We start from the raw sequence: 21,197 nt of genomic DNA on the forward strand, positions 1-21,197 counted from the left end.
AGCGATGGGCGCGCCCTTTGTTTTTCAGACTTCGCCGCCTGAAACTTGGATCATCTGGCCACGGATCGAATCCGCGAAATCGGAGCAGAGGTAGAGTGCGGAGTGGGCGACCTCTTCCGGGGCGATCAGACGGCCATGGGGATTGACGCCGACCATCATGTGACGGGCCTCCTCCTCGGTGCAGCCAGTGCGCGCCATGATGCTTTCGATGTTCTGGTCGATGATGGCGGTTTCCACATAGGCCGGGCAGATCGAATTGAAAGTGATCGGCTTGGTCGCATAGTCCGCCGCCAGTGATTTGATCATCCCGTTCACCGCGTGTTTGGTGGTGGAATAGGCTGGCGCACCTTTCAGGCCGCGCAGACCGGCGATCGAGGAAATCACCATGACCCGGCCCCAGTCGGTCTGGTTCATGGATTTGAGGCTCTCGCGGATGGTGAGAAAGACGCCATCAATGTTGATGGACATCATCTTACGCCAAAATTCCATATCGGTTTTGTGCAGTGCGCGGCCCTCGGCGATGCCTGCGTTGGCCACACAGATCTGGATCGGCCCGCGTGCGGCCACGGCGGCGGCAACCCCTTCTACCACAGAGCTTTCTTCTGCCACATCCATGGCAAGCGGGTGCAAACCCTCGGTGGCGGCCTCCTCAAGCACATTGAGACGGCGCCCGGTGATGGTGACCTGCGCGCCCTCTGCGGCCAGTGCCTTGGCGATGGCGAGCCCGATGCCCGTGCCGCCGCCGGTGACCAATGCGTGTTTTCCTTGCAGTGACATTGTGATGCCTCCCTCATACGATTTGCCAAGGAGACTAGCTGGCTGAGGAGGGCAGACAAGCGTGCCGCCCGCAAACGCCGCGCCGTCATTTGGTGCAGAGCCCCGGAACGGCAGCGCGATTCTGCAGAAATTTGTGCGGTTTACGTTTCACTTCGTTGAAAACAACAGACATTCTGTCCTTTTTGGGGCTTGTGGCATTTTGTTTCGTTGCGCCGACGCCAGACATCGCTAAACCGAAGTGGACGCTTTTGCGTCGGATCCAGACGCACGAAGCGTCGCAAGCCAGTATGAGGAGCCTGTGCATGACAACGACCGCAAGACGGCTGTTTTTTGACCTGCCGCCGGTCTGGCTTGTGTTGGCCCTGCTGATTGCTTGGATTCAGGCGCGATATTTTCCTTTCGGATTGAGCTTTGGCCCGGTGTGGGCGGACCTGCTTGGCGGGCTGCTGGTGGGCGGCGGTGGTGTGCTGATTGTGTTGGCGCTTGTGGAGATGCGTCGCCATCAGACCACGGTGCACCCCCATCACACACCTGCCCATCTGGTGCAGAGCGGGATTTTCAAACGCTCGCGCAATCCGATTTATCTGGCGGACATGTGCATTCTGACGGGGTTTATCCTGTATTGGGATGCGGTGTTGTCTCTGCCGCTGGTGCCGCTGTTCCTTTGGATGCTGGAGCGGCGCTTTGTGATCCCGGAAGAAAACGGGCTGCGCCGTCAATTCCGCATGGATTTCGCGAAATACTGCGAAAAAACGCGTCGGTGGCTGTGATGCCGTTGCGTCGCAGCAAGATCATGCGCCCCTGTTTGCTTGTGCAGCATAAAAGGTGGCGTTAAAACTTTATGCAAGTGCAGCATGTTCTGCGTGAAACATTATTGCTCTGACTCTTAAGGGGGATAAGAAAGGTGAAAATAGGTACACCAAAAGAGGTGTTTGAGGGCGAAAACCGGGTCGCGATGACTCCGGACTCGGCCAAGCAGCTCCAGAAACTGGGCTACGACTGTGCCATCGAAAGTGGTGCAGGCGCAGGTGCAGGGTTTTCCGATGCGGCCTATGAGGCGGCGGGTGTCGAGGTTATCAAAACCGCGGCAGGCCTTTGGAAAGAGGTCGATATTGTTGCCAAGGTGCGTCAGCCCGATGCGACCGAACTCAAGCGTCTGACCAGCGACAAAACGCTGATCTCCTTCTTCAACCCGGCGGGCAACGAAGAGGGCATGGAAGCGGCCAAAGCCAAGGGCGCCAATGTGATCGCCATGGAAATGGTGCCACGTATCAGCCGCGCCCAGAAGATGGACGCGCTGTCCTCCATGGCCAATATCGCGGGCTACCGTGCGGTGATCGAGGCAGGCAACAACTTTGGCCGATTCTTCACCGGTCAGGTGACCGCGGCAGGTAAAGTGCCGCCAGCCAAAGTGCTGGTTGTGGGCGCCGGTGTGGCCGGTCTGGCCGCGATTGGTACCTCCACCAGCCTTGGCGCCATCACCTATGCGTTTGACGTGCGCCCCGAAGTGGCGGAGCAAGTTGAGTCCATGGGCGCCGAGTTTGTCTATCTGGACTTTGAGGAAGAGCAGGCGGATGGCGCGGCCACCGGCGGCTATGCCTCTGTGCAGTCTGAGGAATTCCGCGAAGCGCAGCTGGCGAAGTTCCGCGAGCTGGCCCCGGAAGTGGACATCGTGATCACCACAGCACTGATCCCGAACCGCGCAGCACCAATCCTTTGGACCAAGGATATGGTTGAGGCGATGAAGCCGGGTTCCGTGATTGTTGACCTCGCAGCAGAGCGTGGCGGCAACGTGGAAGGCACCGTGGCGGATGAGAAGGTTGTGACCGACAATGGCGTGACCATTGTGGGGTACACCGACTTCCCAAGCCGGATGGCGGCGCAGTCCTCCAGCCTCTATGCGACCAACATCCGTCACATGATGGCTGACCTGACCCCTGAGAAGGACGGCCAGGTCAACCACAACATGGAAGACGATGTGATCCGTGGTGCGACGGTGACCTTTGAAGGTGAAATCACCTTCCCGCCGCCCCCTCCGAAGGTGCAGGCGATTGCGGCCAAGCCCAAAGAGGTGGTGCCGGAGCTGACCCCGGAAGAGAAGCGCGCGGCAGAAGTGGCGGCGTTCAAAGCACAGACCAAACAGCAGGTGACCCTGCTGGGTGTGGGCGGCGCACTGATGCTGCTCGTGGGTCTGGTGGCCCCGGCAAGCTTCATGCAGCACTTCATCGTGTTTGTTCTGGCGTGTTTCGTGGGCTTTCAGGTGATCTGGGGCGTGGCGCACAGCCTGCACACCCCGCTGATGGCGGTCACAAACGCGATTTCGTCGATCATCATTCTGGGTGCTTTGATGCAGATCGGATCGGGGAGCTTCCTCGTGATCCTGCTCGCTGCGCTCTCTGTTTTCATGGCCGGGATCAATATCTTCGGCGGTTTCCTCGTGACACGGCGCATGCTCGCCATGTTCCAGAAATCCTAAGGAGTAGAGAACCATGATTGGATTTACTACTGCGGCCTATGTTGTTGCCGCTGTCCTTTTCATCCTCTCTCTGGGTGGTCTGAGCAATCAGGAAAGCGCGAAACGCGCGGTATGGTATGGCATTGTCGGCATGGCGCTGGCGGTGTTTGCAACCCTCATCGGGCCGGGTTCCGGTCTGTGGCTGCTGTCTGTGCCGCTGATCATCGGGGGTGGCCTGATCGGCTATCAGCTGGCGTCCAAGGTTGAAATGACCCAGATGCCGGAATTGGTGGCTGGCATGCACGCGCTGGTTGGTCTGGCGGCTGTGTTTGTGGGCTTCAACGCACACTTTGAGATCGGCAACGCGGCGGCAGCTGTGGCGGCTGGCGGCGACGCGGTGAAAGAGCTGGGCGCCTTTGGCCAACTGATCGCCAAGAAGTCTGCGGCGGAAATCAACATTCTTTATGTTGAGCTGTCCCTTGGTGTCTGGATCGGTGCGGTGACCTTCACCGGTTCCGTGATCGCCTATGGCAAGCTGTCTGGCCGTGTGACCTCTGCAGCCGAAAAACTGCCCGGTGGCCACATGCTGAACGCCGGTGCGGCGGCGCTCTCGCTGCTCTGCCTGATCTGGTATCTGAACTCCGGCGGCATCTTCCCGCTGTTGATCCTGACCATCGCAGCGCTGTTCATCGGCTACCACCTGATCATGGGCATCGGTGGCGCGGACATGCCGGTGGTTGTCTCCATGCTGAACAGCTACTCCGGCTGGGCGGCAGCGGCGATCGGCTTCTCCCTTGGCAACGACCTGCTGATCGTTGTGGGTGCGCTGGTGGGCTCCTCGGGTGCGATCCTGTCCTACATCATGTGTAAGGCGATGAACCGCTCCTTTGTGTCGGTGATCCTGGGCGGCTTTGGTGGCGCATCCGGTCCGGCCATGGAAGTGGAAGGTGAGCAGATCGCAATTGAGGCCGACGGTGTGGCGGCAGCGCTGGATGACGCAGACAGCGTTGTGATCATCCCGGGCTACGGCATGGCGGTGGCCCAGGCACAGCAGAATGTGGCGGAGCTGACCCGTCGTCTGCGCGCCAAAGGCAAGAACGTGCGCTTTGCGATCCACCCGGTTGCAGGCCGTCTGCCAGGCCACATGAACGTGCTCTTGGCGGAAGCCAAAGTGCCTTATGACATCGTGCTGGAGATGGATGAGATCAATGATGACTTCCCGGAAACGGATGTGGCCATCGTGATCGGCTCCAACGACATCGTGAACCCGGCAGCCCAGGAAGATCCGAACAGCCCAATCGCAGGGATGCCGGTTCTGGAATGCTGGAAAGCGAAACAGGTGTTTGTCTCCAAGCGGGGTCAGGGCACCGGCTACTCCGGCATCGAGAACCCGCTGTTCTTCAAGGAGAACACCCGGATGTTCTATGGTGACGCGAAGGCGAGCTTGGACAAGCTGCTGACGATGATTGAGTGATCAATCCAGACAGTTAAGATAGGGAAGGCGCTCCGGTTGGGGCGCCTTTTCTTTTGACTGCTCTGCGCCGCGCTATGGGATGCCTCCGGCGGGGATATTTGGGGAATGAGAATGCGGGGCGGAAGCGAGCCTGCGCGTTGTAAGTGGATGTTTGTTCTGATCTTCCAGAGGGGTAGGCGAAACAGGTCTACGTACTCTGTTCTGTCCTAAGAACTTGCGGGTTGAACCCAACGGTTGCCGTACTCCCGAAGGACCATGCTCCAATATAGAAAAGAAGGCGCGGCTCTTTTAACTTAATCTTTAGGTGCCCTCCGTTTCCCGTATATTTCTCTGCCCAGCTAATTTCTTCTATTTGGTCCGCAGCAATGTATAGGCCCAGAGGCTCGAAGCGGAGGCCAGTACTATCGACCACAATCTCGCGGAATTTTCGGTATTGGATGAAAAAGATCCCGGCGAACAACAGGCAGCCGGTTGCGATGAGGAATTGCTCTGCGCGTTGATAGATCGAATCTGGAGGATCTAAGACCAACTCAATCCCCATGCCTGGGCCACTCAAGCCAAGTAGCAAGAACAAACATAGGTTAAATCGTTTGAACCAAGGGCGATACACATGTCTTCCTTGGATTTCTTGAAGGAACTTTACAGAGTTTGGGGAGAGTTCTGGGGCACGAAGCATGGATTCGACCAACTTTCATTCGGGTATAACGTTGCCCTTCTTGCAAGAGAATGCGGCAATAATTTGGGCGAACTACCCTCAATCGGTTTCATCTATAGGTTTTATTTTGCCAAGTGGGGAGCAATCAGCGCTATCCTCCTGCCAGGAGGTGCATCATGGAGAAGGTGAATGGCATAGGCGGCGTGTTTTTTCGGGCGCGCGATCCTGAGGCGTTGGGGGCGTGGTATGAGACCCATTTGGGGGTGAACCAGCTCAACCCCATGCCCTGGAAACAGCGAGAGGGGTTTACGGTGTTTGCGCCCTTTGCGCAGGACACAGATTATTTCGGCAATGACGAAAAGCAGTGGATGATCAACTTTCGTGTGGATGATCTGGCGGCCATGACGGCGCAGTTGGAGGCGGCGGGGATCGCGGTGGAGACCCATACGGACTGGGACAGCGAGGTGGGTAAATTTGCCCGCATACATGACCCGGAAGGCAATCCGATTGAGCTTTGGGAGCCGGCGGCCCCTACGGCGTGAGCGGCAAAACCTGTTTGCGATTATGCGCTGTTGGGCGGTGCTTCACGCGGCTTGATGTCTTTGGCCGCGGCAAAACATGCCCAAATCAAGGGGATAGCGGGTTTGTATACCGCGGTATTCACGTAACATGCTGAAATAAAAGAATAATTGATGTCTTGGGTTTCTGTCGTATAGTGCGCCGACTGTCACACGGAGCCTGCTATGACGCCGATCAAGGATGACCCTTTGCGCTACAAGCTTGCCAATGAGCTGCATGCGCGTCCGTTTCCAACTTTGGATGTGCCCTGCCGCGCGGTTTTTGTGGCGTGGCGGATCGCGCCGGATCATCTGGGCACCGGAGGAGAGGCTGCGCGGGCGCATCTGATTGATTTGCTGGACCGGTTTGGGGTGGCGCATCCCAATCCGGAGGCGACCCATTTCACCTGTCAGATCGGGCGGGACACGTTGAAGTGGGAGCAGCATGCGGAGTTTGTGACCTACACAGTGTTTCTGCCGCAGCTGAGCGCACGGGCGTTTGATCCGGTGGATTTTGATGTGTTTCCAACAGATTGGCTTGCGGCCGCGCCAGGGCAGCGGGTGACCTCGGCGATGATCCGTGTGGCACCGATGTCCGATGAGGCAGAGATCAATACACAGATCGACAGCTGGTTTTTGCAGGAAGCGGTGGCGATGAACTATGTGCTGGATGGCTCCTGCGTGGTGGCGACTGATTTTCGCATCGCGGCCAATGGCCATCAGTGCATGGCGGTCTTTGTCGCGCCGGATACGGGCGCGCGCCGTGTGGGCCGTGTGGTGCAGCGTTTGTGCGAGATTGAGACCTATAAGTGCATGTCGATGCTGGGCTATTTCCGGGTGAAGGCCATTTCCGGAGAGCTAGGGGCGCTGGAGGCGGATGCGGGGCGTCTGATGGGGAGATTGCGCAGTGAGGAAGGGGACGCGGCTGCGACGCTGCAAAGCCTGCTGGGGCTGTCCGGGGATCTGGAACGTCTGATCGCGGACACCTCTTTCCGGTTCGGAGCCACCGGGGCCTATGAAACGATTGTGTTTCAACGGATCGATGTGCTGCGGGAGGAGCGGTTTCAGGGGCGGCAGACGTTTCGGGAGTTTATGACGCGGCGCTATGATCCGGCGATGCGGACGGTGAAGCACAGCCAGAGCCGTTTGCAATCTTTGGCGGAGCGTGTGGGTCGGGCGGCGCAGCTGTTGCGCACCAAGGTGGAGGTCGCCCGTTCGGCGGAAAACCAAGCTTTGCTGGCCAGCATGGACCGGCGCGCCGATCTCGCGCTGCGGTTGCAGGAGACCGTAGAGGGGCTGTCTGTAGTGGCGATCAGCTATTATGCGGTCTCGCTGGCCGGATATGTGGTTTACCCGCTGGCGGGGCCGTTGGGGCTGAGCAAGGGCATGATGACGGCCATGCTGACCCCGGTGGTGGTGGCGCTGGTTTGGTGGATGGTGCGGCGGATCAAGGCGCGCATGCATTAAACTACGATCACCTCTGCTTTATCGCAGAAGAGGGTAACCCTGCGGAAAGCGCGGCTTTCTGTTGCGAATCAAAGGGTTCTTGCCGCGCTGCGGCAGAGGGTGGGTGTGAAAAGGGGGCTTGCGCTTTGTTGGAAACTGTCAGAAATAGCGGCCTGACCATGCAATTTCTGTGGATTTGAGCGGTTTTCCACCATCGGGCATCGGGTTTCCGTTTCCGTTGAGCCGCTTTCTTCCTATAGTCAGAGAGATGCACGCGGTAAGACCTGCACGCCCTCAGGGAGATAGACACCGATGATCCGTTCGGAATTGATTCAAAAAATTGCAGACGAAAATCCTCATTTGTTTCAGCGCGATGTTGAGCGCATTGTAAACACCATATTTGACGAAATCACCGAAGCCATGAGCCGGGGAGACCGCGTGGAACTGCGCGGTTTTGGCGCTTTTTCCGTAAAACAGCGCGAGGCCCGCACCGGGCGCAACCCGCGCACGGGGGAGTCGGTGGACGTAGAAGAAAAGCACGTGCCGTTCTTTAAGACCGGCAAGTTGTTGCGGGACCGACTAAACGGAAAGTAAGCCATGCGCTACATTCGCTATGCCTTTCTCGGCGCCCTTGGCGCCGCACTCATCTCGGTGGCGTTGGCCAATCGGGATCTCGTCACGCTGACGCTCTTGCCACAAGCATTGAGCGATCTGGCGGGGCTCAACCACAGCATCGAATTGCCTTTGTTCCTCGTGATCCTCGGGGCAATTGTGGTCGGCCTGCTGGTCGGCTTTGTCTGGGAGTGGATGCGGGAGCACCGCATGCGGTCTGACAAGACCAAAGCGGAGCGCGAGCTGCACCAGACCAAACGCGAAGTGCGTCGTCTGAAAGGCCGTGAGGCTGAAAAGAAAGACGAAGTTCTGGCGCTGCTGGATGAGGCAAGCTGAACCCTTTGCTTTGCATGGCAACTGCGGTAGGGCGGTCTCATGGATATTCGGGTCAAGATTTGCGGGCTGAAAGAGCCTGAGCATGTGGTCGCGGCGGCTGAGGCGGGCGCGGCCTATATCGGTCTCAACTTTTTTGCCAAATCGCCACGCTATGTGGATTTTGAGCGGGCGCGTGAGCTGTGCCTTGCGACGCCTGTGGGCGTGGGCAAAGTGGGGCTTGTGGTGAATGTGGACGACGCTTTTCTGGAAGAGCTTGTCGACAAGGTGCCGCTCGATTTCCTGCAGCTGCACGGCAAAGAAACCCCTGAGCGGGTGGCCGAGGTCAAAGCGCGGTTTGGTCTGCCGGTGATCAAGGCGATTGGCATCGCTGAGGCGGCGGATGTGGCGCAGATTGATGCCTTTGGCAGCGTCGCAGATCAATTGCTAGTGGATGCCAAAGCCCCCAAAGATGCGGTTTTGCCCGGCGGCAATGGGCTGGCCTTTGACTGGCGGTTGGTGAACCGGAAGTACTGGCCTTGCCCATGGTTGCTGGCCGGTGGCCTGACTGTCGACAATGTGGCAGAGGCGATCCGGATGACCGGCGCGCGGCAGGTGGACCTCTCCTCCGGTGTGGAAAGCGCGCCCGGTGTGAAAGATGTCGGCATGATGCAGGCCTTTATGGAGGCAGCGCTGAGCGCCGTCTAAACCCCGCAAAAATTCTATGGTCTGACCGCCATGCCACTGCGTATTCGCAACAAAAGAGGATGCGCAGATGGTGATGGTGGCGATCGGGGCGGCAAAGCTCAGACATTGGTGGGACACGCCGCGGTTTGTGACGGTGGCGATCCTGTCGCTGCGCCATGCGAAGCGCTCTGCGGGCAACCTGCATGCCGAAGTATTCCCCATGCGGGCCATTTCTTTTCACTCACCGTCTGGCAGCGTCCGGAAGACATCAAAGGCTTTGCCACCACCGGGCCACATCGGATGGCGCTGAGGATGCGGGAGCGGCTCACCGAGACCTCGCGGTTTCATGTCTTTGAAAGTGAGGCCATGCCGGAGCGTGAGGTGGCGTTGTCGGCATGGTATGCGGCTCTGCCAGCGCCTTTGCAGCGGCAAATGCCTGTGATGATGGTCTGACACCTCACGTTACCAGCGGGATCGCATCCAGATTCGGGTGGCAAATCCCGATCCACCCCCCTAAGAACAATTCAAACACCGTGGGAGAGACCTGAATGTCCAACGATCTTTTCAACAGCTTTATGACTGGCCCAGACGAAAACGGCCGGTTTGGCGATTTTGGCGGGCGGTTTGTCAGTGAGACGCTGATGCCGCTGATCCTGGATCTGGAAGCGGAATATGAAAAGGCCAAGGATGATCCGACCTTCTGGGCGGAGATGGATGATCTGTGGAAACACTATGTGGGCCGCCCAAGCCCGCTGTATTTCGCCTCCCGCATCACCGAAGAGCTGGGCGGCGCGAAGATCTATCTGAAGCGTGACGAGCTGAACCACACCGGCGCGCATAAGGTGAACAATGTGCTGGGCCAGATCATTCTGGCGCGCCGCATGGGCAAGACCCGCATCATTGCCGAAACCGGTGCTGGCCAGCATGGTGTGGCGACCGCAACGGTTTGCGCGAAGTTTGGCCTGAAATGTGTGGTCTATATGGGCGCGCATGATGTGCAGCGTCAGGCGCCAAACGTCTTCCGTATGCGCCTTTTGGGTGCGGAAGTGGTGCCTGTGACCTCCGGGCGTGGCACGCTGAAAGACGCGATGAACGATGCGCTGCGTGACTGGGTGACCAATGTGCGCGACACATTCTACTGCATCGGCACTGTGGCTGGCCCGCATCCTTATCCGGCGATGGTGCGTGATTTCCAATCCATCATCGGCAAAGAGGTGCGCTGGCAGCTTGCAGAGCAGGAAGGCGAAGGCCGTCTGCCGGACACTGTGATTGCCGCAATCGGTGGCGGCTCCAACGCAATGGGCCTGTTCTACCCGTTCCTGGATGATCCATCCGTCAACATCATCGGTGTTGAGGCCGGTGGTCGTGGCGTGGATGAGAAAATGGAGCACTGCGCCTCCCTGACTGGCGGCCGCCCGGGCGTGCTGCATGGCAACCGCACCTATCTGTTGCAGGACGACGATGGCCAGATTCTTGAAGGTTATTCGATCTCTGCAGGTCTCGATTATCCGGGCATCGGGCCGGAGCACAGCTGGCTGAATGACACGGGCCGTGCACAGTATGTTTCCATCACCGACAAAGAAGCGCTGGAGGCGTTCCAGTTCTCCTGTGCGATGGAAGGCATCATTCCGGCGCTGGAGCCAAGCCATGCGCTGGCTCATGTGATGAAGATCGCAGGTGATCTGCCCAAGGACCATATCATCGTGATGAACATGTGTGGCCGTGGCGACAAAGACGTGCAGACCGTGGCGCGCCATCTGGGCTTTGACATGTCTGACACCGAAGGCCGCACCGCCGACTGATCCGGCGGACCTCGTGGTTTGAGTTTGGAGCGTCCTTCGGGGCGCTCTCTTCTTTTGTATAGGTGGCTATGCGGAAGCGATGGCCGCTGATCTCCGGTGTGTGCTGGCGCTGGGGCACAACTTGCTAGGGTTTTGAGACAGGCTGTGATGCGGAGTTGAGCCCGCAAGCAGCTGTCCGATCTGCTGGGAAGGAGAGCCAGATGACACAGACCAATGAACAAATCGGCGTGCGTATTTCAGAAAACACCGGGCTTGATCGCGCCAAGCGGCTTGCGGAGCGTGTGGTCACCTCGATGCAGGCGCAGGGCTATCAGGACATTGAGTATATTCTCACGGATTGCCAGCTGACCGTGGTGGCCAGCGCGTCAGGCAAGATGCCGAAGACGCAGTACCTGACCCTGCCGCATGGATCACGTCGGGAGCGGAAAGCGCCCTATGAGCACAGGTTTGTGCTCTGAGTGGATTTTCTGCGCTGGAGACATGTTCGATGAGGCGTGCCTTGGCAAGCAGGGCGTCCGAGGGTGCATAAACCTGAGTTTATGCGCATAAACCCGCAGGTTATGCATGACTAATTAAACCGAAGTTCTATAGCGCACCGTGCCGCGCTCGGGCAATTCGACCCTGCGCTTCCTATGAAAGGGAGGCCACTTCTTCGCAATTGTACTCACGGAGTTGTCGATGAACCGAGCAGAGCAGAATGCCGCACCACTTGGACCTCAAGTGGAACATCCAGGTTTCGATTTTAAAGCCGGGAAGCGGTTATCTACTGCGATGCGCGCTAGCGGATTTTCGGAGGCGCGCGTCGGCTGTATCGATGGTGAATTGAGAGTTTCGGGACAACGCGCAGGTAAAGAAGCTGTCGCCATGACAGTGAGTTTCCCAGCATCTTGGCGCAGGAGCGGCCCAAGAGCTCATGCGGACACCGACGATAGTGCAGTTCCGTTGGCAGGAGGTGGCACAGAAAAAAGTGGGCTGAGAGTGACTATTCGCAAACCCAAAGCGCAAGGGCGCGCGGAGACTACAGCGATCGCTAAGACAGAGGAGGCACTTGTTTAGAAGCGCAGACAACCATTTTTGGAAGTCTTGAAAGCGTGTTGCAGAATTTCCCCTCTGCGGATCAGTGTTTTGCCATCCACTCACGGACATATTACATGTAGGACACGATAGACGCTTTCAGGTGGCCGGCGCTTTGGGAGAAAGCGCCGGCACTATTGGATTGGTAGATGGCGACAAGAGAGTTGAAATTTTTGTTGAGTGCGGCCTTGCTGATTTCTTCAGCTGGGTCTCTTGCTGCTGAAAGTCGGGCTCAGTCTATCGCGCGACAGCTTAACCAGCAGGGCTACTCTGAAATAACCGTCAGCCGTACGTGGCTTGGGCGCATGCGTATTGAGGCCCAAAAGGGTGAGGTTGAGCGCGAGATTATCGTCAATCGACGCACCGGTGAGATTTTGCGTGATTACACGCACACTGACCGTAGTGATCAAACGCTCCCCCGCGCGCAGCGCGACAGCAGCACTGACGCGCGCAGAGGTAACATTGGCACAGAAGCTGGACAAGACCGCCGTGGCGCTCAGCGCTCCGGGACGCATGACGATGACATGTACGAAGACACCGATTTTACAGCAGATGCCATCGGCGGTGACGATGGGGCCTATGACGGTTTATTCAGTGGCGATGACCCTGATTATGATTCCGGTGGCTCACATCGTGAGACCGACAATGCGTTTGGCGGCGATTTTGGTGATGTAGACAACGACGACTGGGACGGAGGACATGCCGAGAGTTGGGATGGCGGTCACGACGGGGGAGATCACGGAGACTATGGCGGAGGTCATGATGGGGGCCATGACGGAGGTCAAGGAGATGATGCCACGGGTGGTTGGGACAACTAACATGTGGTGCGGCATATGGGGCTGCCGCTGTGGGGGGCATGTGTGAAGTCTTCAGGGGTGTTGTTGGCGCTCCTGGCGCTACAGTCGTTTTGTGCGCTGTTCTTTCTGTTTGAGATTCTGGCCTCGATCTTGGGGATCAGAAGTGTGCCGATCCCATGGCATGTGCGCGAACTTCTTGAAATCGGCGCCGCCTTGGGGCTGCTGCTCGGCGCGATCCTGGGCGCGGTTGCGCTGCGTCAGGCGTTTCGTGCGCGGGCGAGGGCAGAGGCCAACCTGGCTCAGGTTCAGAAAGCCTTCCGCGAACATATTGACGCCAGCTTTGCGCATTGGGAATTGACCCCGGCAGAGCGGGATGTGGCGCTGTTTTCGATCAAAGGTCTGTCTATTCAGGAAATCGCGGGGTTACGCGAAACCTCAGAAGGCACGGTCAAGGCGCAGTGCAATGCGATCTACCGGAAGGCGGGCGTGAGCGGGCGCGCCCAGCTTATGAGCCTGTTCTTGGATGATCTGCTGGCCGAAGAGGCCTAGAGGTTCACGGAGCGCCCGACTGTAGGCGTTCCGATAATATTTGCGCTCAGGCTTCGTGCAGTACGGTTTCAAAGCCTTCAAATTCCGGGCGGCCGATGATCACGCCTTCGGTTTTGGAGTTGCCGGAGTTGCGGTGGGCATCCCGGAATTGCTCCGACTTGGTCCAGGCCTGAAAATCCGCCTGTTGGTCCCACAATACATGGCTGGAATAGAGGGTGAAGCCGTCGCCCTTCGGGCCTTTCAGCAGGCGAAACTCGCGAAATCCCTTGAGCTCTTTGAGGCGGCTTTCGCGCGCTTTCCAGACCTCTTCAAAGTCCGCTTCACGGCCCTCGGCGATTTTGAAGCGGTTCATAGCGATATAGCCCATGGCAATGCCTTTCTGATGCGTGTGTTCACTGCGGGAATGTAGGCTTGCTGGCCGAACAAAACGGCGGGGCTGGCGCAGAGGCGCAGTAGTGGCACAACTTGCGCGCGCAGGTCAATCGCTCAAGATATAGGGCATATTGGCGCGCCGCAGATCGGGCGCCACAGTCTCAGGGCAGGGCGTGTTCCTGCAAGACGCGCAAAGGCACGATATCAAGGGCCTTTTGGTGGGTGGCCGCCAGATTGGCCTTGGGCGCGCAGCCTTCGTCATGGGCCTGCAGGAAGCGCGCGGCACACAGGCACCAGTGATCCCCGGGTTTGAGGCCTGCAAAGTTGAACTCCGGTCGAGGGGTGGACAGGTCGTTGCCGACATATTTGGAATAGGCGAGGAATTCGGCTGTCATCACCGCACATACGGTGTGGCTGCCCTGATCCTGTTCGCAGGTGTTGCAATGACCGTCGCGAAAGAAGCCGGTGACCGGATTGGTGGAGCAGGGGGCAAGCGCGCCGCCCAGCACATTTACGGAAGCGTCTTTTTCGATCATGGCGTTAGCATTGCATACGTGATGCTCACGGGGCAATGCGCAGTCTGAAAAATTGAATGGCCATTCAAGAAATGAATTGACCCATCGGGGCGGCTGCGCGAAGCATGGCGCCTATGAAACAGATTACCGAACCCGCCCGCCAGATTGATGTGATCCACGAGACCGACGTACTTGTTGTGGGCTCAGGCCCCGGCGGCTTGTCCGCTGCTTTGGCTGCGGCGCGCGCCGGTGTGGAGGTCACGCTGGTGGAGCGCTTTGGCTGCTTTGGCGGTAATATCACTGTGGTCGGCGTGGAAGGCATGCATTGGTATCGCCACGAGCAAACCGTGGAGAGCATGGGCATCCCCAAGGAGTTTGAGGACGCCGCCAAAGAGGCAGGTGCCGCGGTGCCGGAAAGCCAGTCCCTCAGCTATGAGATTGACAGCGAAGGCTTCAAACTGGTGGCGGACCAGATGGTGCAGAAGGCGGGCATTCACCCGATGCTGCACCGCGCCTTTGTGGCCCCGATCATGGAAGGCGATGAGATCAAAGGCATCATCACCGAATCCAAGGCAGGCCGTGAGGCGATCCTGGCCAAAGTGGTGATCGACGCCACCGGCGATGCGGATGTGGCGCATCGGGCAGGCGCGCCTTGCCAGATGGCCCCGCGCGAAAATCTGATGGCGGCCTCGGTGATGTTCCACCTCGCAGGTGTCGACAAAAGCGCCTTTATGGAGGGCATCAAGGCTGATCCACAGACCTACGCCGATTGGGGCGGCGGCGGTGAATGGAACATCGAAACCTCTGGCAAAGAGGATCAGATGTTCTCCCCCTTCCTCTACAAACCCTTTGCGCAGGCCATCGAGGCCGGGCTGATCCCGCCTCATCTGAACACCATCGCAGGCACCTGGGGGGCGATGCATGACACCGGAGAGCTGACCTATATGAACCTGATCCATCTGGACGGGATTGACGGCACCGATCCGGACAGTCTGACCTATGGCGAGATCGAAGGCCGCCGTCAGACCATGCTGGCGATTGAGGCGCTCAAACGCTTCCTGCCGGGCTGTGAGAACGCGCGCCTCAGGAACTTTGGCATGACTTTGGGCATCCGCGACACGCGCAAGGTGGACACGGTCTATGCCATGAGCGAGCTGGATGTGCGCGAGCAGGGGCGCTTTGAAGACAGCATCGGGATTTTCCCCGAGTTTATCGACGGCTATGGCGTTTTGATCCTGCCCACCACTGGGCGCTATTTTGAGGTGCCTTACCGCAACCTTCTGCCCCAGGGTGTGAAAAATCTGCTGATCTCCGGCCGCGCCACGGCAGGGCATAAGATTGCCCATGCGGCCACCCGCAATATGGCCTGCTGTGCGGTGATCGGGCAGGGGGCTGGCGTGGCTGCAGCGCTGGCTGTGAAGCAAGACCGCGCGCTCGATGCGCTCAATATCTCAGATATTCAGGCTGGCTTGGAAGCACAGGGCGCGCGGGTCCACTAAGGCTTCATTCTGCCAGAAATACTCGCGGGGGTGCGGGGGCAGCCAGCCCCCGTCCGTCCACTTTATTACTGAGCGGTTTCCGCAATCTCGCGGAACAGGGCGATATTGCCATCGGTGACGCCGCTTTCCTTGAACTTCCGGTCTGCAGAGTTTACCGCGATCACCACGCCCTCAGCGCGGTTGATGTAGATGTATTGCCCATAAACACCGATGCCAAAGAACTCTCCCTCGCGCGGGTCCTTGGGCATCCACCACTGATAGCCATAGTGCAGCTTGCCGGGCTGGGTGTTGGCGCTGGGCACGGTGGCGGCGGCCAGCCAGTCAGCCGGCACGATCTGTTCGCCGCCATATTGGCCCTCTTGCAGGACCATCTGACCAAAGCGGGCATAGTCACGCGTGCGGATATTCAGCCCGCCCAAGACAAAGGCCACGCCTTCGCCATCGGTGACGTAGTAAGGCATCTGCTCATAGCCGAGCTTGGAGATGATCTTTTCCCCCAGAAGATCGGGGATGGACCGGCCGGTGGCGCCACGGATCACCATGCCGATGACATGGGTGTCAATCGAGACATATTGAAACTGCGTGCCCGGTGCGACGAAGGTCTCTGTGAGGCCCGCGGCAAAGCCGTCCAATGTGCCACCCAAGGCAAGAACGCGGCCCATGCGGTTGATATCAGAATGAAAATCCAGATAGTCCTCGTTGAAAGTCACCCCTGAAGACATCTGAAGCACGTTCTTGATGGTTGCGCCGTCATAGGCCGAGCCTTTGAGCACAGGCGCATATTTGGTGACCGGATCGTCAAGGCTCTCGATGTGGCCTTCCGCCAGCACAATCCCCATGAGGGAGGACAGATAGGATTTTGCCACCGACCAGCTGATCTTCAGATCCTCAGGCGCGGTGTCCTGATGGTAGCTCTCATGCACAACCGCTCCGTCTTTGAGCACAACGAGGCTGGTCACGGCGCGCTCTTTGAGCCAGCTTTCAAAGCGGGCTGGCATTTGCATGGCTGTGCCGCTTGGCAGGGGGCTGACCGCAGCGTCGCCCTGTGCGATGTCTGCAGTGAGGAACAGCGTGTCCATATTGGAGAAGTTGGAGACGATCTTTTCTTCGGCAAAGAGGGAGTTCACCGCCAGAAGCCGGGTGATCTCTTCGCGTTTGAGAAAATAGACCGCCACGGCCGCCAGAGCGAGCATCAGCAATATGCGGCCCAGCCACTTCCCGAATGTGCGCATTTTTTCCTCCCCGAAATGCCTCACCTTTTAAATAAGTTGAGCATCTTGCGGGGCTGGGCTGCAATGCTGACGTTAGGTGAGCTTCTCTGGGGCCTGCCAGTCTACCCAGCGGCCATGAAAATCTGCGCGGCCGAGGTTTATGGTCACATCACCGGGCCAAAGGCGTAGGGTGAGCGCCGCGCCGGGTGTCTGGTCATCGGCTTCATAAGAGAGCCAAGCGAGGGGTGCGGTTTCGGTGGCTTTGGCCCCTGCGGCTTCCATGATCTTGGTGCCGCGCATCTGGCCCGCTGCAGGAAAATACTGCCAAGCCACGGTGGAGTAGACGATATGCAGCGCGCCGCTCTGTGGGGCGGCAACACGCGCCTCCAGCCAGTCTATCGCATCGCTGGCATCTACCGGCGCGTCCTGCACGGCGATGGCGGCGCGGGTGCGGGTGATGCGCTCGGCTTGATCGGCCCACAGATAGGCCTGAAGCCGCAGCGCGTGCTCGGGATCATGGCTGTTGAGAGGGTGCAGGTCGACGCCGCGGCAGTCCACCACCGAGAGCGCGCCTTGTGGCGGCAGCGCGCCTTGCCAGTCAGGTGTCAGCACGACGTCGCTTTGCGGCCCATAGCCGTCACCCACGGCGAGGTGGAAGTGGTTAAACATCAGGTTGAGACCGGCAGAGGCCCCAAGCTCGGAAAGTTTTAACGGCAGGCCAAAGCGCGCGGTCAGCAGCTGCGCCGTGGCGATCAGGACGGCGCTGCGGCGCACTTCGTTGGTTTGCGGCGCATTTGTGATCCAGTCACACAAAAAGGCGTCATGGCGGTGCAGGGCGGCGAGGACCGCGTCTTGCAGCTCTGGGTCCGCCGGTGCGTTGGGCGGATAGACCGTTGCCAGCGCTGGATCTGTTTGTTTCAGCACCAGTGCATGCAGGCCGCTGGCGATGCGCAAGGGTAGGCTGTGGCCTTTGGGGCCGATGTCGCCCGCAAATGTGGCGCATTTTTTGGCAAGTGCGGTGTCTGTGGGGCAGTTGGCAGAAAGCATGCGCAGCAGACGACCCATAAACGGGCTGTCCAAGGCGTCGCAGCTGTCCGCCTGCTCCAAAAACGCCGCACTCAGGGCGTTCATGAGAACTTGTCCATCAGTTTTTGCAAATGGCTGCGGCTGTCCTCTTCGGGGGCGGGCTTGCCCTCTGCCTTGGGTTTTGCGGTTTCCGCTTTGGCAGGGGCGGGGGTGCCCCCCGCTTTCGGGCCTTTGGTGCCGGTGGAGGGCCGCGGCGGGTTCAGGCGCATGGCGACCGCGTTTGAGAACTTTGCGGTGTCCCCTTCGGCCAGATGCGCCGCGCCGTCAGAAATCCCGCGCAGCATGTCATCAAGCCAATCCTGATCTGCCTTGGCAAAATCGCGCAGCACATAGCCGCTCACCAGCTCTTTGCGGCCCGGATGGCCAATGCCCATGCGCACACGGCCATAGGTCTCGCCGATGTGCTGATGGATGGAGCGCAGCCCGTTGTGCCCGGCATGGCCGCCGCCCATTTTGTACTTGAGCTTGCCCGGTGCGAGATCCAGCTCGTCATGAAAGACAACCACATCCTGAGAGGTCAGCTTGTAAAACCGCATCGCCTCGCCAACCGACTGGCCGGAGAGGTTCATGAAGGTTTCAGGCTTCAGCAGCAGCACCTTCTCACGCCCCAGTCGCCCTTCGGTCAGCGCGCCCTGAAACTTGCCCTTGAAAGGCGCAAAGCCGTGGTCAGAGGCGATCTGATCCATCGCCATAAAGCCAATGTTGTGGCGGTTTTGCGCGTATTTGGCCCCCGGGTTGCCAAGGCCGACGAAGAGTTTCATGAGATCTGCTCGCTGTGATTTCTGCGCTGCAGTATAGGGATGCTGCGCGGCTGAGGCAAATCACTCCGCGGGTTTGATCTCTCCGCCCTGACAGCGGGTCAGGTGATCTTCCTCATGCAGTTTCAGGCGACGAGACGCGGTGAAATCATGGCGCACATGATCCCACCAAGCGCCAATGTAGCTGCGCTCGGCTTCGGCATGAAACACCTCCGGTGCCACACGGCGCAGGGTGGGCAGGCGCGTCCATGGGACATTGGGGAAGGAGTGATGCTCGTTGTGATAGCCGGTGTTGAACAGCAGCCAGTTGATCGGCCCATAGGTCGAGCGCGTCGGGTTCACATCATCGTCGCCGGGATGCTCGGTGAGGGATTGGCCAAGGTTGGTCACCCCTAGTTTTCCGAGGAAAAAGGACAGGGACCAGAGGTGGTAGAGCAGCGCCCAAGGGCCCAGCAGCGCCAGCATCACGAGATTTGAGATCACAGAGGTGATGATAAAAGGGCGCATTTCGGCCGTGTCAGGAGAGGTGCCGGTGAAGCGCGGTTGCGGATCGCGCACCGGGCGGCCAGAGGCCCAAGCGTAAAGCGGGGGCAGGATCTTGTCGGCGATGAACACAGAGCCGAGCGGCAGAGCGTGCAGGATGAGGGTCAGACCCGTGAGCGCGTGTTGCAGGGCGGGGCTGGTTTTGGCGATGGAAAAGCGCGCCTGCAATGCGCAGAGGTCTTCGTGCTCATAGTCGTTGTCATAGTCGCCGATGAAAGGATGGTGGCTGGTGACATGCTGATGCTGATAGGTGAGCTGTTTGCCGTATGAGGTGAGGATGAATTCCAGCCCCAGATCAAAGGCCAGCTTTGGACGCGCGGAGCGGAACACCAGCTTGTGGCAGGTTTCATGGATCAGCGAGGCGGCGGAGTGATAGACCAGCTGCCCGATCAGAAAGGCGGCAAGGCCGATGACCCAGATCGGCTGATCCGAGATCACCCATGCGATGCCCCAATGCACCGCCAGCAAGACCGGCAGCGCGAGCGCAGTCAGCGGCTGTGGCCCGGACAGGGCGGCCAGCTCTGGGTGCGCGGCCAAAGCAGCTTTGCGCATTTCATTGTGGCGGCGGGAATGCGGAGAGATCCCCTTGGGGCGCGGTGCGGTATCAGACATCGGGTTTTCAGCGTTCAAAATGGTGTTGTCGCCAGCCTAAGCTGCGCAGGGGGAGCGTCAATGTGCAAATCGCCTGCGAAGGGCGCTCCTACCGTAGCTTGCCTTAACTTGGCGTTTCATAGGGCTGCTAGCCGCTTTCCCAGTTGTGCGGATTTCCGCACAACCCCTGTCTCGCCTGTGCGGGATTTCGCACGTTTTTGAAGGCCGCCTATCGGGGTAAGTGGGTATTTTGCCGATAACCATCTGTTTTTGTGACGAAAAAATTTCAAGAGGGGACATATGCAAGAAATTGTTGAGCGGTCTCTTCGGTAGGGCCACAGTCCTGTCATCCAGCGCTTTGAGCACTTCTGGGCGCTGACGGCACTTGAACGAATATCTGGGAGGAAAAAGATATGAAATTCTTGACCACTGCGGCCACAGCGATGGCCCTGACTGTCACCGGCGCGAGCTTTGCGGCTGCGGCCTGTGACGATGGCGAAATCGTCGTCAAATTCAGCCACGTGACCAACACCGACAAGCACCCAAAAGGGATTGCTGCGTCGCTCTTGGAAAAGCGCGTGAACGAAGAGATGGACGGCAAGATGTGCATGGAGGTCTTCCCGAACTCCACACTCTATAACGACAACAAAGTGCTGGAAGCGATGCTGCAGGGCGACGTTCAACTGGCCGCGCCTTCGTTGTCCAAGTTTGAAAAATTCACCAAACAGTTCCGCCTGTTTGACCTGCCGTTCATGTTCAAAGACATCGCGGCCGTGGATGCGTTCCAAGCCTCTGACAAAGGTCAGGCGATGCTGGACAGCATGCAGCGCCGTGGTCTGCAGGGGCTGGGTTACTGGCACAACGGCATGAAGCAGATGTCTGCCAATGTGCCGCTGGAAACTCCAACCGATGCAAACGGCCTGAAGTTCCGCGTACAGTCCTCTGACGTGCTTGTGGCCCAGATGGAAGCCATGGGTGGCTCCCCGCAGAAGATGGCCTTCTCCGAAGTTTACGGCGCACTGCAGCAGGGCGTTGTGGACGGTCAGGAGAACACCTGGTCCAACATCTACGGCAAGAAGTTCTTTGAGGTGCAGGACGGCATCACAGAGACCAACCACGGCATTCTGGACTATCTGGTTGTGACCTCTGTTGATTGGCTCGACAGCCTGCCAGAAGATGTGCGCACCCAGTTCATCACCATCTTCCAAGAGGTGACCCACACCCGCAACAAAGAAGCGGAAGCGGTGAACCAAGCAGCGCGTCAGTCCATCATCGATGCGGGCGGCACCATTCGTGAGCTGACCCCAGAACAGCGTCTGGCTTGGGTTGAAGCCATGAAGCCGGTTTGGGAGAAATTCACTGACGATGTTGGCCAGGACAACATCGACGCAGCGCAGGCGATCAACGCCGCAGGCTGATTTCAGG

At 58.8% G+C, this 21,197-nt stretch carries 22 protein-coding genes; 15 read left to right on the top strand and 7 right to left on the bottom strand.

Features of this window, described 5'->3' with window-relative positions; genetic code table 11:
- Positions 1-24: 24 nt before the first annotated feature.
- Positions 25-777 carry an SDR family NAD(P)-dependent oxidoreductase gene (locus J7399_RS14065; RefSeq protein WP_209087002.1) on the bottom strand — a complete coding sequence of 251 codons (753 nt, stop codon included), beginning with the start codon at positions 775-777 and terminating at the stop codon, positions 25-27.
- 302 nt (positions 778-1,079) lie between these two features.
- Here J7399_RS14065 and J7399_RS14070 point away from each other — a divergent pair, with 302 nt between their 5' ends.
- The 13 genes from J7399_RS14070 to J7399_RS14130 all read left to right on the top strand — a co-directional run bounded on the left by J7399_RS14070 (position 1,080) and on the right by J7399_RS14130 (position 13,197).
- Positions 1,080-1,547: an isoprenylcysteine carboxylmethyltransferase family protein gene (locus J7399_RS14070; protein ID WP_209087004.1), complete on the top strand. Its 468-nt coding sequence runs from the start codon at positions 1,080-1,082 to the stop codon at positions 1,545-1,547.
- Between the two features lie 134 nt (positions 1,548-1,681).
- Entirely contained in the window at positions 1,682-3,253 is a 1,572-nt protein-coding gene (locus tag J7399_RS14075; protein WP_209079338.1) for a Re/Si-specific NAD(P)(+) transhydrogenase subunit alpha, read from the top strand.
- Positions 3,254-3,266: 13 nt separating this feature from the next.
- Positions 3,267-4,706, top strand: coding sequence for an NAD(P)(+) transhydrogenase (Re/Si-specific) subunit beta (locus J7399_RS14080; RefSeq protein ID WP_209063618.1), 1,440 nt, complete (start codon positions 3,267-3,269; stop codon positions 4,704-4,706).
- An 831-nt stretch (positions 4,707-5,537) separates the two neighbouring features.
- Complete coding sequence (locus J7399_RS14085; protein WP_209087006.1) at positions 5,538-5,903, top strand: VOC family protein; 366 nt, start codon at positions 5,538-5,540, stop codon at positions 5,901-5,903.
- 201 nt (positions 5,904-6,104) lie between these two features.
- A complete protein-coding gene (locus J7399_RS14090; RefSeq protein ID WP_209087008.1) occupies positions 6,105-7,385 on the top strand; it encodes a DUF3422 domain-containing protein in 1,281 nt (426 codons plus the stop codon).
- Positions 7,386-7,676: 291 nt separating this feature from the next.
- Positions 7,677-7,958: an integration host factor subunit beta gene (gene ihfB, locus J7399_RS14095; RefSeq protein ID WP_209063612.1), complete on the top strand. Its 282-nt coding sequence runs from the start codon at positions 7,677-7,679 to the stop codon at positions 7,956-7,958.
- Between the two features lie 3 nt (positions 7,959-7,961).
- The gene (locus J7399_RS14100; protein ID WP_209063609.1) at positions 7,962-8,312 is read left to right on the top strand and encodes a LapA family protein; all 351 of its coding nucleotides are present in this window, start codon (positions 7,962-7,964) and stop codon (positions 8,310-8,312) included.
- Between the two features lie 39 nt (positions 8,313-8,351).
- Entirely contained in the window at positions 8,352-8,996 is a 645-nt protein-coding gene (locus J7399_RS14105) for a phosphoribosylanthranilate isomerase (protein ID WP_209087010.1), read from the top strand.
- Positions 8,997-9,026: 30 nt separating this feature from the next.
- Positions 9,027-9,428, top strand: coding sequence for a hypothetical protein (locus J7399_RS14110; protein ID WP_209087012.1), 402 nt, complete (start codon positions 9,027-9,029; stop codon positions 9,426-9,428).
- A 95-nt stretch (positions 9,429-9,523) separates the two neighbouring features.
- Positions 9,524-10,777 carry a tryptophan synthase subunit beta gene (trpB, locus tag J7399_RS14115; protein WP_209087014.1) on the top strand — a complete coding sequence of 418 codons (1,254 nt, stop codon included), beginning with the start codon at positions 9,524-9,526 and terminating at the stop codon, positions 10,775-10,777.
- A 200-nt stretch (positions 10,778-10,977) separates the two neighbouring features.
- Positions 10,978-11,235: a hypothetical protein gene (locus tag J7399_RS14120; RefSeq protein ID WP_209063599.1), complete on the top strand. Its 258-nt coding sequence runs from the start codon at positions 10,978-10,980 to the stop codon at positions 11,233-11,235.
- A 921-nt stretch (positions 11,236-12,156) separates the two neighbouring features.
- Positions 12,157-12,669, top strand: coding sequence for a hypothetical protein (locus J7399_RS14125; protein WP_209087016.1), 513 nt, complete (start codon positions 12,157-12,159; stop codon positions 12,667-12,669).
- Positions 12,670-12,684: 15 nt separating this feature from the next.
- A complete protein-coding gene (locus tag J7399_RS14130) occupies positions 12,685-13,197 on the top strand; it encodes a helix-turn-helix transcriptional regulator (protein ID WP_209063594.1) in 513 nt (170 codons plus the stop codon).
- 46 nt (positions 13,198-13,243) lie between these two features.
- On the opposite strand, the gene J7399_RS14135 is transcribed toward J7399_RS14130, so the two are convergent.
- Positions 13,244-13,564, bottom strand: a complete 321-nt coding sequence (locus J7399_RS14135) for an antibiotic biosynthesis monooxygenase (RefSeq protein ID WP_209087018.1) — start codon at positions 13,562-13,564, stop codon at positions 13,244-13,246.
- 166 nt (positions 13,565-13,730) lie between these two features.
- On the bottom strand, positions 13,731-14,105 hold the full coding sequence (locus J7399_RS14140; RefSeq protein WP_209087020.1) for a DUF2237 domain-containing protein: 375 nt from the start codon (positions 14,103-14,105) through the stop codon (positions 13,731-13,733).
- Between the two features lie 113 nt (positions 14,106-14,218).
- Here J7399_RS14140 and J7399_RS14145 point away from each other — a divergent pair, with 113 nt between their 5' ends.
- Positions 14,219-15,583, top strand: coding sequence for an FAD-dependent oxidoreductase (locus tag J7399_RS14145; protein ID WP_209087022.1), 1,365 nt, complete (start codon positions 14,219-14,221; stop codon positions 15,581-15,583).
- Positions 15,584-15,648: 65 nt separating this feature from the next.
- Here J7399_RS14145 and J7399_RS14150 read toward each other — a convergent pair whose 3' ends face one another.
- The 4 genes from J7399_RS14150 to J7399_RS14165 all read right to left on the bottom strand — a co-directional run bounded on the left by J7399_RS14150 (position 15,649) and on the right by J7399_RS14165 (position 19,793).
- Positions 15,649-16,815: a serine hydrolase gene (locus J7399_RS14150; protein ID WP_209087024.1), complete on the bottom strand. Its 1,167-nt coding sequence runs from the start codon at positions 16,813-16,815 to the stop codon at positions 15,649-15,651.
- 72 nt (positions 16,816-16,887) lie between these two features.
- Positions 16,888-17,925: a DUF2332 family protein gene (locus J7399_RS14155; RefSeq protein WP_209087026.1), complete on the bottom strand. Its 1,038-nt coding sequence runs from the start codon at positions 17,923-17,925 to the stop codon at positions 16,888-16,890.
- A complete protein-coding gene (pth, locus tag J7399_RS14160) occupies positions 17,922-18,641 on the bottom strand; it encodes an aminoacyl-tRNA hydrolase (protein ID WP_209087027.1) in 720 nt (239 codons plus the stop codon). Before pth ends, J7399_RS14155 begins: the two co-directional genes overlap by 4 nt.
- A 60-nt stretch (positions 18,642-18,701) precedes the next feature.
- A complete protein-coding gene (locus J7399_RS14165; protein ID WP_209087028.1) occupies positions 18,702-19,793 on the bottom strand; it encodes a fatty acid desaturase in 1,092 nt (363 codons plus the stop codon).
- A 392-nt stretch (positions 19,794-20,185) separates the two neighbouring features.
- Here J7399_RS14165 and J7399_RS14170 point away from each other — a divergent pair, with 392 nt between their 5' ends.
- A complete protein-coding gene (locus J7399_RS14170; protein WP_209079321.1) occupies positions 20,186-21,190 on the top strand; it encodes a DctP family TRAP transporter solute-binding subunit in 1,005 nt (334 codons plus the stop codon).
- Positions 21,191-21,197 lie beyond the last annotated feature (7 nt).

The organism is Shimia sp. R9_1, from assembly GCF_017743775.1.
Taxonomy (GTDB): domain Bacteria; phylum Pseudomonadota; class Alphaproteobacteria; order Rhodobacterales; family Rhodobacteraceae; genus Shimia.

What these genes read in the sequence shown, in the direction of transcription:
- J7399_RS14090 (WP_209087008.1), top strand. Translation starts at nt 6,105, where the DNA reads ATGACGCCGATCAAGGATGACCCTTTGCGCTACAAGCTTGCCAATGAG.
- J7399_RS14070 (WP_209087004.1), top strand. Translation starts at nt 1,080, where the DNA reads ATGACAACGACCGCAAGACGGCTGTTTTTTGACCTGCCGCCGGTCTGG.
- J7399_RS14080 (WP_209063618.1), top strand. Translation starts at nt 3,267, where the DNA reads ATGATTGGATTTACTACTGCGGCCTATGTTGTTGCCGCTGTCCTTTTC.
- J7399_RS14165 (WP_209087028.1), bottom strand. Translation starts at nt 19,793, where the DNA reads ATGTCTGATACCGCACCGCGCCCCAAGGGGATCTCTCCGCATTCCCGC.
- J7399_RS14170 (WP_209079321.1), top strand. Translation starts at nt 20,186, where the DNA reads ATGAAATTCTTGACCACTGCGGCCACAGCGATGGCCCTGACTGTCACC.
- J7399_RS14085 (WP_209087006.1), top strand. Translation starts at nt 5,538, where the DNA reads ATGGAGAAGGTGAATGGCATAGGCGGCGTGTTTTTTCGGGCGCGCGAT.
- J7399_RS14105 (WP_209087010.1), top strand. Translation starts at nt 8,352, where the DNA reads ATGGATATTCGGGTCAAGATTTGCGGGCTGAAAGAGCCTGAGCATGTG.
- ihfB (WP_209063612.1), top strand. Translation starts at nt 7,677, where the DNA reads ATGATCCGTTCGGAATTGATTCAAAAAATTGCAGACGAAAATCCTCAT.
- J7399_RS14110 (WP_209087012.1), top strand. Translation starts at nt 9,027, where the DNA reads ATGCCACTGCGTATTCGCAACAAAAGAGGATGCGCAGATGGTGATGGT.
- J7399_RS14140 (WP_209087020.1), bottom strand. Translation starts at nt 14,105, where the DNA reads ATGATCGAAAAAGACGCTTCCGTAAATGTGCTGGGCGGCGCGCTTGCC.
- J7399_RS14120 (WP_209063599.1), top strand. Translation starts at nt 10,978, where the DNA reads ATGACACAGACCAATGAACAAATCGGCGTGCGTATTTCAGAAAACACC.
- J7399_RS14100 (WP_209063609.1), top strand. Translation starts at nt 7,962, where the DNA reads ATGCGCTACATTCGCTATGCCTTTCTCGGCGCCCTTGGCGCCGCACTC.
- J7399_RS14135 (WP_209087018.1), bottom strand. Translation starts at nt 13,564, where the DNA reads ATGGGCTATATCGCTATGAACCGCTTCAAAATCGCCGAGGGCCGTGAA.
- trpB (WP_209087014.1), top strand. Translation starts at nt 9,524, where the DNA reads ATGTCCAACGATCTTTTCAACAGCTTTATGACTGGCCCAGACGAAAAC.
- J7399_RS14130 (WP_209063594.1), top strand. Translation starts at nt 12,685, where the DNA reads ATGGGGCTGCCGCTGTGGGGGGCATGTGTGAAGTCTTCAGGGGTGTTG.
- J7399_RS14145 (WP_209087022.1), top strand. Translation starts at nt 14,219, where the DNA reads ATGAAACAGATTACCGAACCCGCCCGCCAGATTGATGTGATCCACGAG.
- J7399_RS14155 (WP_209087026.1), bottom strand. Translation starts at nt 17,925, where the DNA reads ATGAACGCCCTGAGTGCGGCGTTTTTGGAGCAGGCGGACAGCTGCGAC.
- J7399_RS14150 (WP_209087024.1), bottom strand. Translation starts at nt 16,815, where the DNA reads ATGCGCACATTCGGGAAGTGGCTGGGCCGCATATTGCTGATGCTCGCT.
- J7399_RS14125 (WP_209087016.1), top strand. Translation starts at nt 12,157, where the DNA reads ATGCGTATTGAGGCCCAAAAGGGTGAGGTTGAGCGCGAGATTATCGTC.
- pth (WP_209087027.1), bottom strand. Translation starts at nt 18,641, where the DNA reads ATGAAACTCTTCGTCGGCCTTGGCAACCCGGGGGCCAAATACGCGCAA.
- J7399_RS14065 (WP_209087002.1), bottom strand. Translation starts at nt 777, where the DNA reads ATGTCACTGCAAGGAAAACACGCATTGGTCACCGGCGGCGGCACGGGC.